The sequence below is a fragment of the Jeotgalicoccus halotolerans genome (assembly GCF_003387165.1).
Taxonomy (GTDB): Bacteria; Bacillota; Bacilli; order Staphylococcales; family Salinicoccaceae; genus Jeotgalicoccus; species Jeotgalicoccus halotolerans.
Window position 1 is genome coordinate 333,363 of record NZ_QUMW01000009.1, and the last position, 14,404, is coordinate 347,766.

Sequence of the window (14,404 nt, forward strand, 5' to 3'; positions counted from 1 at the left end):
GATGAAATGTACGTAAAACTTAGATTTAAAGTTAAAACTGGAAATATCCGTATATAATCATATGAATAAGGAAATACATAATTAAGGTAAAATCAGCTCAATCTGAGAATGATTTTAAGGATGCAGCTGAAGGATTATCCATAGCAAATGATTAACTAGGCTTAGAATGAGCCTGGCGGATGACAGGCAGATTGAGCTGCACAGAGACAGACGAAAAGGAAATGCGATCTGCAGCTGAGCAGACAAAAATTAACCAGTTAAATATATAAATGAATTAAGTTAAATCAGCATATAAAAACACATAAATTTGATAGATATTTTATTATACACACTAAAGTTTACATAACATATATTATAGGAAGTTGTGTATACAGTAGAATATCGGGTGTACAGTGACCTATTTCGGTAGGCATATCTTAAAAATATATTATGATACATAATTCACATACTATGTTTTGCTCTTTTATTTGATAACGAGCTCTATTTATACACGGCTGCTCCCGCTGCAGTATCCGACGCACCTGCATCGTGCCACGAGATCTTTATCTTTTAATCACTCACTATGTTTAAAACTTTCGGCCACGGATATATACAGTAATGTGTTCAATGAACAAACTATTTGGAGGGATATTATTATGGCACCATTTATTAAAACGTATCATGATGATGACAAAATCCAGGAAGCAATTGAAATTCTAAAATCCAACAAGGTAGATACTAAAGACGTCTACGTTGTGACCCACGATGATGATCGTACGAAGCGTATCGCAGACAACTCCGGTGCTAATACTATCGGTATGAGCGAACAAGGTGTTGCTGACGCTGTTAAAACTGCTTTCAAGAAAAAAGGCGATGAATTACGCAACAAATTACAAAACATCGGTTTTGATGAAAATCAGGCAAAACAATATGAGGCTGAGTTAGATAAAGGTGCCGTACTTCTAATTGTCACTGAAGCGTATGGTGTAAACTTAGATACCCTTTTAGCTTAGCAGAATATAAAATTTACAGCTGTGTCCCCCACTATGCCGGGCGACGCAGTTTTTTGTGCAGAAAAATTCCTCCGTTCTGAAATGTTTAATCAAAACGGAGGTTTATCATCCCTATTGATATCTTTTTATCAGTTCAACGAAAGCATCTACAAATGTCTGCAGGAACTGAATCGTATCTTCATTAGTGATTTTATCATTTTCGTCGAGTAAATTCTGCGAGTTCGCAAGATAAACTTCCGGCTGCTGAACGACCGGCATGTTCAGGAAAACGAGGGATTGGCGTAAATGATGATTTGCACCGAAGCCGCTCAAATTACTGATCGACTGGCTGATAATCGCCGCCGGTTTCATATCCCACACACTTTCACCGTAAGGTCTCGAACCGGTATCGAGCGCATTTTTCAAGGCAGCTGACACGCTGCGGTTATGCTCGGGAGTAACAAATAAAATTGCATCCATTTCTCTGACTTGTTTGCGGAATGCTGTATATTCTTCGGGGCTGTCTTCATCGTAATCCTGGTTATATAATGGAAGGTTTGCGATGTCTATAAACTCCGGTTCATAGTCCGATGGGAATAAAGGAGCGACATTTTCAGCAATTTTTCTCGAAAAAGATTCTTTTCTCGTACTGCCGACAATAATACCAACTTTAGCCATATTAAATCATCCTTTTCTTTACAAAATAATATTCCAGCGTCAGTTCAATAACAAGGTCTACATTATATTGCTTACCCTATTTTAAGGATAGTATTCAGGATGAATGATGTGAATCCGGTCGGTATAACTTTGCATACCCCGCTGTACACCACAAAAAGACACCGGCCGCGGCCGGTGTCAAAAATCATCTTATATTTCCTTTTTATGTTCTGCTTCGTCGATAGTTTCACCGGGTCCGTTCCGGAGTTCCTTAGCGCGGCGGCGGTTTCTCTTAACTACCCACATTGACATTGAAACTACGAATGACAGAACTGCTAAAAATGCTGCGTACCCAGCCAGCGGCTGCCATTCGAGGTTGTCGTAAAAGTTTGGCAGCACAAAAGCTGCGATTCCCATAAAAACCAGCGTTAATACCGGCATAATAAAATATCTTTTCGTAAAAAATCCGACAGCCATTGATAAAATGATTACTGCTAAAATAGTATATATATAAAACTGTACATCATTGACCATATCCTCACCTCTCTATAAATTATTACCCATTTCTCTGAAGTTCACTCGCAGTTTCTAATGAATATACAATATTCAAAATCTTATGTATAATAAACTGTGTAACAAAGGGATAAAAAAACCAGGGAGATGATTTAATGTCAGAGTTACAAAACAGACAGGATGTCGATGTCAATTACACATGGGATCTCAGTCCTTTATTTAAGGATGATAAAGCATGTGAGTCGGCGATTGATTCTGTTAAAGAAAAAATCGATTCTTTTGAATCGGAATTCCAGGGACAGATGGACGACGTCAGCTCTGCTGTTAGAGCAATTGACAGCTACCGTGATATTTTAGAGCAATTCGTCCTAATCAGTACATATTCGAACTTGCGATTATCGGGAGACCGCGGAGATCAGCAGGCACAAAAACTTGGTGCACTGGTCGGCAATGCGGGTACTTCTTTAAGTTCGAAAACAAGCTTTTTACAAAGTGAGTTATTAGCAAAAGATGAATCTTTCTTGCATGATATCGCTAAAGAGAAAGAGGAATATACAGGCTTTATTGAAGATTTACTGCGCAATAAACCTTACCAGCTGGATCAGAAGGTAGAAAAAGCACTGGCTTCCTTCTCTTCTGTCTTTAACGGACCTTACGATTTATATCAGAAAACAAAACTGCTCGATATCGATTTCGGTACGTTTACTGCTGACGGCAAAGAGTATTCTTTATCGTATCTTGCATTTGAAGGCGTCCTTGAATCGAATCCGGACAAGGAAGTCCGCCGTGCTGCCTTTAAAAAGTTCTCGGAATCGCTGCGCCAGTACCAGCATACAACTGCAGGCACTTACGACATTCATTTAAAACAGGAGAAAGCGGAAGCTGACCTCCGCGGCTACGATTCTGTATTTGACTACCTGCTCCACGGCCAAAAAGTTGACCGTGAGCTGTACGACCGTCAAATCGACGTAATTACCGAGGAACTCGCTCCGCATATGAGACGGTACGCTAAACTTCTTCAAAAAGTCCACGGACTCGATAAAATGCGTTATGAAGATTTGAAGATTCCTTTAGACCCTGCGAGTGAGCCGGAAATCAGCGTGGAGGAATCGCGCAAATATATTTTAGATGCGCTTGGTATTATGGGTGAAGACTATACGGATATGATTAACCGCGCCTATGACGAACGCTGGATTGATTTCGTTATTAATAAAGGGAAATCGACTGGTGCTTTCTGTTCGAGCCCTTACGGATCACATCCGTTTATCTTAATTTCATGGTCTTCTTTAATGGAAGAAGTTTTCGTTCTTGCCCATGAACTTGGCCACGCGGGGCATTTCTATAATGCCAACCGTGCGCAGAATATTTTTGATACGCGACCGTCGATGTACTTTATCGAAGCGCCGAGTACGATGAACGAAATGCTGATGGCTAACCATCTGCTGAAAAACTCGGAAGATCCGAAATTTAAACGCTGGGTAATCAGTTCAATTATTTCACGCACGTACTATCATAACTTTGTGACCCACCTGCTGGAAGCAGCTTACCAGCGCGAAGTGTACAAACGCGTGGATAACTACGAAACTGTAACTGCAGAATCGCTGAATGAAATTAAACGCGGTGTGATTGAGAGATTCTGGGGTGACGATGTTGAAATTACTGAAGGTGCGGAACTGACTTGGATGAGACAGCCCCACTACTACATGGGACTTTATCCGTATACGTATTCTGCAGGATTAACAATTGCGACGGAAATGTCGCAGCGTATTCTGAATGAGGGACAGACCGCAGTTGATGAATGGCTGAAAGTTTTAAAAACAGGCGGCAAAGAAACACCGGTTGAACTGGCGAAAATGGCAGGCATCGATATTACGACAGATGCTCCCTTGAAAAACACAATTCAATACATCGGCGAACTGGTGGATGAACTGGAAACGCTGACGGAAGAAATAGAGGGATAAAACAGATTTAAATAGCGGAGGGACATGAGTCCCTCCGTTTTTGTTTGTCTTTTTGAGGGTTCAAGTGATTTTTCTATATTAGTGCCAATGAGCGTTGCTCATAGTCACGTAGGAGCGTTTAAGTGCCAATGAGCGTTGCTCATAGTCACGTAGGAGCGTTTAAGTGCCAATGAAGGTCGCTCATAGTCACGTAGGAGCGTTTAAGTGCCAATGAAGGTCGCTCATAGTCACATAGAAGCGTTTAAGTGCCAATGAAGGTCGCTCATAGTCACGCAAAAGCCCCAAAAGCCCAAAAAACCAAAAAAACGGAATCCCTCCCAGGGGTTCCGTCAATACAAGCTTATTTCTTCAAATGAGTTGCGCCGTTTACAAATTCGATCTTGCCTTCTTTTAAAAGTCCGCCTAAAGCGCGTTTAAACTGACCTTTCGACAAGTTAAATGCGGCTTTGATGTCTTCTGGTGAACTTTTGTCCGTAAATTCCATCATGTCGCCGTGCATCTCCATATATTCTAAAATTCGTTCGCCGTCCGTGCCTAAGCGTTTGTAGGCTTTCTCCAAAAAGGAGCCGTTAACTTCGCCCTTGTCGTTGATGCCGATTACGCGGAAGTTTACTTCCTGGCCGAGGCGCGGTTCTTGTTCGCGTTCTGTCTCGTGGACAAATACTTTATAGCCTTCTTCGGATAAAATAAATGTGCCGACGCGGAGCAGACGGTAAGGACGCCCAGTCAGCCATTTGTTGCCGAGTGTTTCGTAGTCTTCTTTTTTCAGCGGCTGGAATTTTTCATCCACCTCTGTTTCTGTAATTAAGCGCCCGAACAGCTGATCATCTGCCTCGACGCGAATCGTTGCATAGACCATATCGCCGACCTGCGGCCATACTTCTTTCTTCCGCGGCAGATCGATCCACGGAATTAAAATTTCGCGCGGTGAGCCGATGTCGAGATAAGCACCGTCGCGGTTAACTTCACTGACTCGGGCATAGCCGAATTTAGTCGCGGTAATGCTCGGCAGATTCGGTGTCGCAAACAGTTCACCCGAGCGGTTCGGGTAAATAAAAACGAGGACTTCTTCATCGATGTCGTAGTCTTTATCCCCTTCGATTTCCGAACGGTTCATACGGATATACTTTTCGTCTTCTGTAACGAGAGTGTACGTCGAACCCTCTTTTTTAATCACTTTTAAAAATTGTGTAGTACCTGAAATTTTTGTCATATAGACTCCTCATTAATATTGTTTCTATTGTGTATTATTCATTTATCGGTTAATGTTTAATATTGTGGTTTTTAAATAGTAAGCATACGGATGAACATACTGATATATTTAAATAATACCATATTTATGGTATTATCGCTTATGAATGTAAACTAAAACGATTGTTTTAATATAAAGGAGAATGCACATGCTGCAAGTTAGCGACGTGAGTCTGAGATTTGGAGACAGAAAATTATTTGAAGATGTAAATATTAAATTCACCCCGGGAAACTGCTACGGTTTAATCGGTGCGAACGGTGCCGGGAAATCTACTTTCCTAAAAGTCCTGACAGGTGAAGTTGACTCGGACGGCCACGTTATTTTAGGAGCGGACGAGCGTATGGCTTTCCTCCGCCAGGATCACTTCGGCTACGAAGATACGCGCGTACTCGATATGGTAATGATGGGTCACGAAAAATTATGGTCTATTATGAACGAAAAAAATGAAATCTACATGAAACCGGATTTCTCAGATGAAGACGGCATCAGAGCTGCAGAGCTCGAAGGCGAATACGGCGAAATGGGCGGCTGGACTGCTGAAAGTGACGCTGAAACACTCCTTCACGGTCTTGGTATTCCCCATGAGCTGGTCGATAAAACAATGGGTGAAATCGACAACACGGCAAAAGTTAAAGTCCTGCTTGCACAGAGCCTGTTCGGCAACCCGGACGTGCTGCTCCTGGATGAGCCGACCAACGGTCTCGATATCGAAGCGGTACAGTGGCTGGAAGAATTCCTCATTAACTTTGAGAACACAGTGATTGTTGTATCCCACGACAGACACTTCCTGAACAACGTATGTACGCACATTGCGGACCTCGACTTCGGAAAGATTCAGGTCTACGTCGGAAACTATGACTTCTGGTATCAGTCAAGCCAGATGGCACTGCAGATGTCTCAGGATCAAAATAAGAAAAAAGAAGAAAAGATTAAAGAGCTGAAAGACTTCGTTGCACGTTTCAGTGCCAACGCTTCAAAATCCAAACAGGCAACTAGCCGTAAAAAGATGCTCGAGAAAATTGAGCTTGAAGATATTAAGCCGTCATCACGCCGTTATCCTTTCGTCGGCTTTACAGCTGAAAGAGAAATCGGCAACGAGCTGTTAACAGTCAGAAATCTGACGCATTCAATCGACGGAGAAACGGTACTTGATAATTTAACGTTCACGCTCTCTCCTGACGATAAAGTTATTTTAACAGGCGGTTCTGAACTGCAGCGCACTACCCTGCTCCGCATTCTTGCTGGTGAAATTACGCCGGATTCAGGAGACGTCAACTGGGGTGTTACAACTTCACAGAGCTACTTCCCGAAAGATAACTCGGAGTACTTTGAAGGCGTTGATTTAAGCCTGGTTGAATGGCTGCGCCAGTACGCTCCGCCTGAAGAACAGACAGAAACCTTCCTCCGCGGATTCTTAGGAAGAATGCTGTTCAGCGGTGAAGAAGCGAAGAAAAAAGCAAGCGTCCTCTCAGGTGGAGAGAAAGTCCGTGCGATGCTCAGTAAAATGATGCTGTCACAGGCGAACGTCCTCTTAATGGATGAGCCGACGAACCACCTTGACTTAGAGAGTATTACTGCAGTCAACGACGGACTGAAGAAATTTAAAGGATCAATTATCTTCACTTCACATGACCTGGAGTTTATCAATACAATTTCAAACACAGTGCTCGATATCAGCAGCAACACAGCACTTGTGAAGGAAATCGGTTATGAAGATTACCTTATTGAAAAAGGAATTATAAAGAATTAGAAATTATCTGTTTACTTTGAATACTTTGTTATGTATAATGACATTCAACATCAAAAACTGAATAGAACGGATGAGGCGCATCAATCAATAGTACTCATATACTTAACTTCTGCAAAGTGTATATGACGAAAGGGTGAGATGCCGAAATAGTTAGCGGTGCAGCCGTTAGCTTTTGGATCCAGTGGTTAAGAGCTATGGATTTGTCATTATTTGTTATGAATAATGGAGGGCATCGCTTGTATATAAATTTAAAACAAGTCCGGTACCCGGGCTTGTTTTTTTATTTATAAATTTTTATTCAGATAAACTTTTAGGAGGCTGTATTTTATGAAACTCGCAATTGTCGGTGCAACAGGTGTCGTCGGTACAAAAATGCTCGAAATGGTTGAACAGTATAAAATTCCTTATAGCGAACTGGTACTCTTCTCTTCCAAACGTTCCAGCGGCAAGGAACTTGAGGTGAATGGTGAAACATTTACAGTTCAGGAATTAACTGAAGACAGAACGAAAGACGGTTTTGATTATGTAATTATGAGTGCCGGCGGTTCAACGAGTGAAAAGTTCGCCCCGCTCTTTGAAGAAGCCGGTGCAATTGTTATCGACAATTCAAGTTTCTTTAGAATGCATGAAGATATCGATTTAATCGTTCCGGAAATTAATACACCATCATTAAACCGTAAAATTATCGCGAACCCGAACTGTTCAACAATCCAGTCGGTCATCGCTTTAAAACCTCTATACGATAAATTTGGCGTAAAACGCGTACACTACGCAACATATCAGTCAGTTTCAGGTTCGGGTGCAGGCGGTATCAGAGACCTCGAAGAAGGCGCGAAAGGTGCTGAGCCGACGACATATCCGAAGCCTATTTACAATAACGTGATTCCGCAAATCGATGTCTTTTTAGATGACGGCTATACGAAAGAAGAAGTCAAAATGATTGATGAAACGAAGAAAATTCTCGGAGATGATCAAATTGCGGTGACGGCAACATGTGTCAGAGTGCCGGTTATCTCAAGCCACAGCGTACAAATTAACGTCACGCTTAACCAGGATGCGACAGAAGAAGAAGTCAGGGACGCGTTCCGCAATATTCCTCACATCGTCCTGATGGATCATCCTGCTGAAGGTGTTTATCCTACTCCGTATGAAGCGACAGATGAGAACGAAATTTACGTCGGCCGTATCCGCAAGGATCCGACGCTCGAAAACACTTTCCACGTATGGTGTGTCGGGGACAACATTCTTAAAGGCGCAGCGCAGAATACAGTGCAGATTCTAAAATCATTAATAGATAATAAATAAGGAGCGGATATATATGAGTCCGATTTTTGAAGGTATCGGAGTGGCGATGGCCACGCCGTTTAGAAATAATGAAGTAGACTACGATGCGTTCAGAAACCATATTGAATATTTAATCGACAATAATGCACAAAGTTTAATTATTAACGGCACGACCGGCGAATCCCCTACTTTATCAGCAGAAGAAATTAAAGAACTACTCCGTGTCGGCGTTGAAACTGCTGGGGGCCGGGTTCCGGTAATTGCAGGCACAGGCACGAACTCAACTCGGCAGTCAATTGAATTATCGGTGTTCGCTGAAGAAACGGGTGCTGACGGTGTTATGCTGATTACGCCCTACTACAATAAAAGTAACCAGCGCGGTCTGATTGCACACTTTACAGCGATTGCAGACAGTATTAATATTCCGATTGTTTTATATAATGTGCCGTCCCGTACAAATATGTCCATCGACCCTGAAACAGTATTAGAATTAAGCAGACACAAAAATATCGTCGCTCTGAAAGATGCGGCCGGCGATTTAAACTATACAATTAATGTATTAAACCTTGTAGATTCTGAATTTTCATTATACAGCGGGAACGATGATAATCTGCCGGACTTTACAGCACTTGGCGGCAAAGGATTAATTTCAGTAGTCGGCAACGTCATTCCGGGTGAGATGCAGGAAGTATATGAAGGTATGAAAAATGGCGAGTCATCAGCAAGACAGCGATTCTCATCACTGATGCCTGTCATCAGTTCTGTACAGATTGATGTTAATCCGATTCCGGTCAAAGCACTAACTGCAGAGCTCGGCTTTGGTGAATACGAGCTTCGACTGCCGCTCTTGCCGCTGGAAGAAGATGCGAGACAATCTATTGTTGAAGCCTTCAACGAATTCAGAAAAGGTGTGAGAGTATGAGAATACTCTTAATCGGCTACGGGACGATGAATAAAATCGTTGCCCGTCTCGCAGTGGAAAAAGGTCATGAAATTGTAGGAGTCATTTCATCCGGCACAACAGACTACCCAGCATATACAAATATCGATGATGCGGGCGCAGAGGTCGCGATCGATTTCTCGAATCCCGAACGCATTCTGCCTCTCATTGAAAAACCTTTCACCACTCCCCTCGTTGTGGCAACGACAGGGAAAAAAGAAGAAATTGTAGCAGCATTGAAAAAACGTGCGGCATCAGCTCCGATATTTTTCAACGCCAATATGAGTTACGGTGTACACGTTTTAAATAACCTGCTCCGTGAAGCACTGAAACAGCTCGACGGCTTTGATCTTGAACTCGTTGAACGCCATCATAAGCACAAAGTCGACGCCCCGAGCGGTACGCTCGTTAAACTCCTTGATACGGCACTTGACGTTAGACAGGGCAGCTATCCTGTTTATGACCGATCAGAAGCGAATGAAGAGCGGTCAGATGATGAAATCGGCGTCAGCGCTATACGCGGCGGCACAATTGTCGGCGAACACGATGCAATCTTTGCAGGACACGATGAAGTTATCGAACTGAAACATATAGCACAATCGAAAGATATATTTGCAAACGGTGCAATTGGCGCCGCAGAAAGTCTTATACACAAAGAAAACGGATTTTACGACTATAACAACATATTTTAAGGAGTTTTTACACAATGGAAAAATTTACAGCTGAAGAGATTATTCAGTACATTTCAGATGCGGAGAAAGCAACACCTCTAAAAATTTATATCAACGGTAACTTTGAAGGTGTTGAATTCGATGAGTCATTCAAAGTATTCGGGACAGAGGATTCAAAAACTGTATTTGCGGATGCGCGCGACTGGCAGGCTTTCTACCCTTCAATAGAAGATAAAGTCACGGATATCGTCATCGAACAGGACCGCCGCAACTCGGCTATTCCGTTAATGGACTTAACAAATACGAAAGCGCGTATTGAGCCTGGTGCCTTTATCCGCGAACATGCGGTAATCGGTGACGGCGCGGTTGTTATGATGGGCGCGTCAATTAACATCGGTGCTATCGTCGGCGAAGGCACGATGATCGATATGAATGCGGTAATGGGCGGCCGTGCAACGACAGGCAAAAATGTCCATGTCGGTGCCGGTGCAGTGCTTGCAGGCGTAATCGAACCGCCAAGTGCTTCTCCTGTTATGATTGAAGATGATGTATTGATTGGAGCCAATGCTGTAATTTTAGAAGGCGTAACTGTCGGTAAAGGTGCTATTGTTGCAGCAGGTGCTGTTGTTACAGAAGACGTCCCGGCACGCACAGTCGTCGGCGGTACACCGGCACGCGTCATTAAGCAGGCAAGTGAAGTCACTGGCTCTAAAAAAGAAATCGTTCAGGCGCTCAGAAAGCTGAATGACTAATGTCTTCCGAATATACAGAAGAGCTTAAGTTCGTTACAGAACACAGGAGATATCTGCATCAGCATCCGGAATTAAGTCTAAAAGAATATAAAACGACTGAATATATTATTTCTGTTTTAGAAGAAATCGGCCTATCGCATTACCAGGTGCTGGATACGGGGGTCATCGCCGAGCTCGAGGGAAACAGCGGTCAGACACTCGGCTTCCGTGCCGATATCGATGCCTTGCCGGTACATGAACAGAATGAGATTGAGTATAAGAGCAGCGTGGATAATGTAATGCATGCATGCGGACACGATGGGCATACTGCTGCCCTTCTTTTGTTTGTGAAACGTGCAAAGGCACTCGCTGACAAAGGAATGTTAAAGCATAATTGCGTCTTTATCTTCCAGCCGTCAGAAGAAGCGAATGCCGGTGCGAATTTAATGATCAAAGCCTGGGAAAACCGTCCTGATTTCGCTGCGATTTTCGGTGTGCATTTAATGCCGGATGAAGATGAAGGACTGGTCCTGTACAGAGATGATGAATTAACAGCGAGCGCAACGGAATTTCATTTTACTGTAAAAGGCGCCAGTGCACATGTGGCCCAGAAGCACCAGGGCATTTCAACTCTTGAGACAATAGTTAAAATAGCCGGTGAAGTCGGCAATATCCAGCAGTTCCACCTGGACGGACTCAACCGCAACATTATTCATATGGGTAAAATCAGCTCGGGTGAAGCGGTCAATACAGTGCCTGCCAATGCCCGTTTGAGCGGAACGATCCGTACGTACGAAGCGTCTGATCTTGCTGTGATTAAATCTCAGATGACTAAAATTAAAGAAGCAGCTGAACTGCTGTACGGTGCATCTGTCGAGCTGCATTACACTGAAGGTTATCCTGCAGTGAAAAATGATGCGGGCTTAAATCAGCTTGTTGAAACTTCGATAAGCGCTGCGGGACTCCGTGGAATAGAAAAAGATAAACCGTATTTATTCGGTGAGGACTTCAGCTTTTACAGTAACATCGCAAAAACGTACTTTGTCTTCGCAGGCTCGCGCAACCTTGAAAAAGGCTACGCATCAAGTCTGCATACCGATACGTTTAACTTTGATGAGCGCGTGCTGATTAAAGTTGCGGATTATTATGAAGCATTGTTAAACAATTACTAAAACAGGGAGACATGGCAATGGGCGGTATTTTTCAAACCGATGAAGCAGAGTTTATTAAACAGGCCAGACAATTTCAGCTGCCGGGCCAAACGATCGCGGTCGTTAAAAATAATGCATATAACTACGGACTGGAATTTGCGGTCAAGGCCTTTGCAATTTCAGGCATCCGCGCATTTGCAACAACGTCGATGGATGATGCGGTTAAAATACGCCAAATGTGCGGAGACAGCGCCGATATTATTCTAATGAATCCGACGACGGACTTTAAACGGGCGCGTATGTTTAATCTTCATATCACCCTGCCCTCTTCCGGTTATTATGATACATATAAACACGAACTTCAGGGTCTTAATATTCATATTGAATATGCCGGACTGTTTAACCGGTCGGGATTAACGGATATTAATGAACTCGAGTATATTTTAAAGGATATGAAAGCGTCAGGTATCGAACTGAATTTCACAGGTCTCTGGACACATTTCGGCTACTCCGATGAGTTCGACGGCATCTATGAAAAGGAAAGCGGCATGTGGCTGGAGTTTGCTCGCGAGGTCCGAAAGCTTGGCCTCACCCCTGAGATGATCCACGCACAGAACAGTGCGAGCTATGTGCGGGACGGTATCTTTGATGGACATACTCATGTCCGGCTCGGCATCGGTCTCTATGGTTCGAAACCGTACGCTGAATTAGATGATAAAGACTTTATTCAGAGCTCGACACTGTCAGCACCGATTATCCAGTTCAGACAGCTGACTGAGGGAATGACACTCGGTTACGGTGCGGCTTTTAAGGCGGACAAAGACTGTACAGTGGCGGTCGTGGATATCGGCTACGGTGACGGAGTGCTCCGTGCGCGTGCGGGATATGAATGTGAAATTGGCGGAAAAGTTTATCCGATTGTCGCACTGATGATGAGCCATATGGTCGTCCTGGTTGACGATGATGTCCGGGCTGATATGCCGGTTTATCTTTATAACAGCAAGCTTCGTATCGATAAATATACGAAGCTCGGAGTCGGTGCCAACTCGGAACAGCTCGGGGCTTTAAATTACCAATCATTGGGGAGAGAAATTATTTATGACGTTTAATTATTCAGCGGGAGAACTTCAAGTCAGAGGGCATAAAATTAGTGATATAGCAGCACAGTACGGCACACCGGTTATTATATACGACGAAATGTATATGACCGGTATGATGGAGAGATATCACAAAGTCTTAAAAAGCCATAGCATTCCCTACTCTGTGTCCTACGCTTCAAAAGCGTTCAGCAGCGTCCAGATGATAAAACTGCTCGAGAGCCAGAATATGGAGCTCGACGTCGTATCAGTCGGTGAGCTTTACACGACTCTGGCTGCGGGATTTCCGGTGGAAGACATTCACTTTCACGGCAATAATAAGACCGCTGAAGAGATTGAATATGCTTTAGATCATGGCGTGCGGTTCTTCATTATTGACGGTCTCGACGAAATTGACCTGATTGAGGGCTTAGCTTCCGGACTTTCTGATGATGACGGTGTGAACGTGCTGATCCGCATTAATCCGAGTGTTGAAGTGAACACGCATGATTATATTTCGACGGGACAGGAAGACAGCAAATTTGGACTGTCTCTCACGAACGGGGCGGCGAAGACGGCCATCGATAAAATTCAAAAGAGCAGGTCTTTAAACTTTAAAGGCATCCACTATCATTTGGGATCCCAGCTCGATGACAGCACGCCGTTTATCAATGCTGTAACGAATGTCTACAGCTGGCTCGATGAACACCAAATTGATCTGGAGATTTTAAATATGGGCGGCGGCTACGGTGTGAAATATACTGAAGGCGATGTGCGCTTCCCGATCGAAGAAGGATTCGATGCGATTCTTAATCACTTAAAAGAAGTTACAGCAGCATCAGGACGCAAACTTCCTCACGTCATGATTGAACCCGGCCGCTCGATTGCCGCCGAAGCAGCAATTACTGTCTACGAGGTCGGGACTATTAAAAATATCCCGGGCGTTGCCAAGTACGTTTCTGTAGATGGCGGCATGAGCGATCATATCCGGACACCACTGTATGGTGCCGAATATGAAGTTGTCCCTGTGACTGAGAGCGTTTTGGACACCAGTGTGTCATCGCACGTGGTTGGGAAATTATGTGAATCCGGAGATATCATCGGCAAAAATAAAATGCTTCCGGATGATTTGAAACGCGGCGATCTGCTCGCGGTGAGAACGACCGGCGCTTACCACTACTCCATGGCATCAAACTACAACCAGATGAGAAAACCTGCGGTCGTATTCGTCGGTGAATCCGGCGTGCGCGAAGTCATCAGACGGCAGACACTCGACCAGCTGATTGAAAATGATGTGAGATAAAGTAAGCTCTTCTGAAAAGTGAATTTCAGAAGAGCTTTTTATTATTCATAATGTCTTTTTATCTGTTCGAAGGCTGATATTTACTCTGATTCTTCTCTGATGATGCTGCCGTTGTGAATCAAACGCCTCCGGATCACAACACCA

At 43.7% G+C, this 14,404-nt stretch carries 13 protein-coding genes and 1 riboswitch; of the genes, 10 read left to right on the plus strand and 3 right to left on the minus strand.

From position 1 onward, the window contains the following. Positions 1-635: 635 nt before the first annotated feature. Positions 636-992, plus strand: a complete 357-nt coding sequence (locus DFR63_RS02910; protein WP_115884240.1) for a YflT domain-containing protein — start codon at positions 636-638, stop codon at positions 990-992. Positions 993-1,103: 111 nt separating this feature from the next. Here DFR63_RS02910 and DFR63_RS02915 read toward each other — a convergent pair whose 3' ends face one another. Then, positions 1,104-1,649 (minus strand): NADPH-dependent FMN reductase, encoded by a 546-nt coding sequence (locus DFR63_RS02915; RefSeq protein ID WP_115884241.1) that lies wholly within the window; start codon positions 1,647-1,649, stop codon positions 1,104-1,106. 189 nt (positions 1,650-1,838) lie between these two features. After that, entirely contained in the window at positions 1,839-2,162 is a 324-nt protein-coding gene (locus DFR63_RS02920) for a hypothetical protein (protein ID WP_115884242.1), read from the minus strand. Between the two features lie 134 nt (positions 2,163-2,296). On the opposite strand from DFR63_RS02920, the gene pepF reads away from it, so the two are divergent. Further along, entirely contained in the window at positions 2,297-4,102 is a 1,806-nt protein-coding gene (pepF, locus tag DFR63_RS02925; protein WP_115884243.1) for an oligoendopeptidase F, read from the plus strand. A 340-nt stretch (positions 4,103-4,442) separates the two neighbouring features. Here pepF and DFR63_RS02930 read toward each other — a convergent pair whose 3' ends face one another. Further along, positions 4,443-5,315: a CvfB family protein gene (locus tag DFR63_RS02930; RefSeq protein ID WP_115884244.1), complete on the minus strand. Its 873-nt coding sequence runs from the start codon at positions 5,313-5,315 to the stop codon at positions 4,443-4,445. A gap of 187 nt (positions 5,316-5,502) precedes the next feature. On the opposite strand from DFR63_RS02930, the gene DFR63_RS02935 reads away from it, so the two are divergent. The 8 genes from DFR63_RS02935 to lysA all read left to right on the plus strand — a co-directional run bounded on the left by DFR63_RS02935 (position 5,503) and on the right by lysA (position 14,260). Next, entirely contained in the window at positions 5,503-7,104 is a 1,602-nt protein-coding gene (locus DFR63_RS02935) for an ABC-F family ATP-binding cassette domain-containing protein (protein WP_115884245.1), read from the plus strand. Between the two features lie 62 nt (positions 7,105-7,166). Then, positions 7,167-7,345: riboswitch (Lysine riboswitch) on the plus strand. 86 nt (positions 7,346-7,431) lie between these two features. Beyond that, positions 7,432-8,409 (plus strand): aspartate-semialdehyde dehydrogenase, encoded by a 978-nt coding sequence (locus DFR63_RS02940; RefSeq protein ID WP_115884246.1) that lies wholly within the window; start codon positions 7,432-7,434, stop codon positions 8,407-8,409. 13 nt (positions 8,410-8,422) lie between these two features. Then, positions 8,423-9,310: a 4-hydroxy-tetrahydrodipicolinate synthase gene (gene dapA, locus DFR63_RS02945; RefSeq protein WP_115884247.1), complete on the plus strand. Its 888-nt coding sequence runs from the start codon at positions 8,423-8,425 to the stop codon at positions 9,308-9,310. Continuing rightward, a complete protein-coding gene (gene dapB, locus DFR63_RS02950) occupies positions 9,307-10,020 on the plus strand; it encodes a 4-hydroxy-tetrahydrodipicolinate reductase (RefSeq protein WP_115884248.1) in 714 nt (237 codons plus the stop codon). Before dapA ends, dapB begins: the two co-directional genes overlap by 4 nt. Before the next feature lie 14 nt (positions 10,021-10,034). Then, the gene (gene dapD, locus DFR63_RS02955) at positions 10,035-10,751 is read left to right on the plus strand and encodes a 2,3,4,5-tetrahydropyridine-2,6-dicarboxylate N-acetyltransferase (RefSeq protein WP_115884249.1); all 717 of its coding nucleotides are present in this window, start codon (positions 10,035-10,037) and stop codon (positions 10,749-10,751) included. Beyond that, a complete protein-coding gene (locus tag DFR63_RS02960; RefSeq protein WP_115884250.1) occupies positions 10,751-11,902 on the plus strand; it encodes a M20 metallopeptidase family protein in 1,152 nt (383 codons plus the stop codon). The genes dapD and DFR63_RS02960 overlap by 1 nt, the downstream gene beginning before the upstream one ends. A gap of 17 nt (positions 11,903-11,919) precedes the next feature. Next, positions 11,920-12,990: an alanine racemase gene (locus tag DFR63_RS02965; RefSeq protein WP_115884251.1), complete on the plus strand. Its 1,071-nt coding sequence runs from the start codon at positions 11,920-11,922 to the stop codon at positions 12,988-12,990. Then, the gene (lysA, locus tag DFR63_RS02970; protein WP_115884252.1) at positions 12,980-14,260 is read left to right on the plus strand and encodes a diaminopimelate decarboxylase; all 1,281 of its coding nucleotides are present in this window, start codon (positions 12,980-12,982) and stop codon (positions 14,258-14,260) included. The genes DFR63_RS02965 and lysA overlap by 11 nt, the downstream gene beginning before the upstream one ends. The last annotated feature ends 144 nt before the right edge of the window (positions 14,261-14,404 follow it).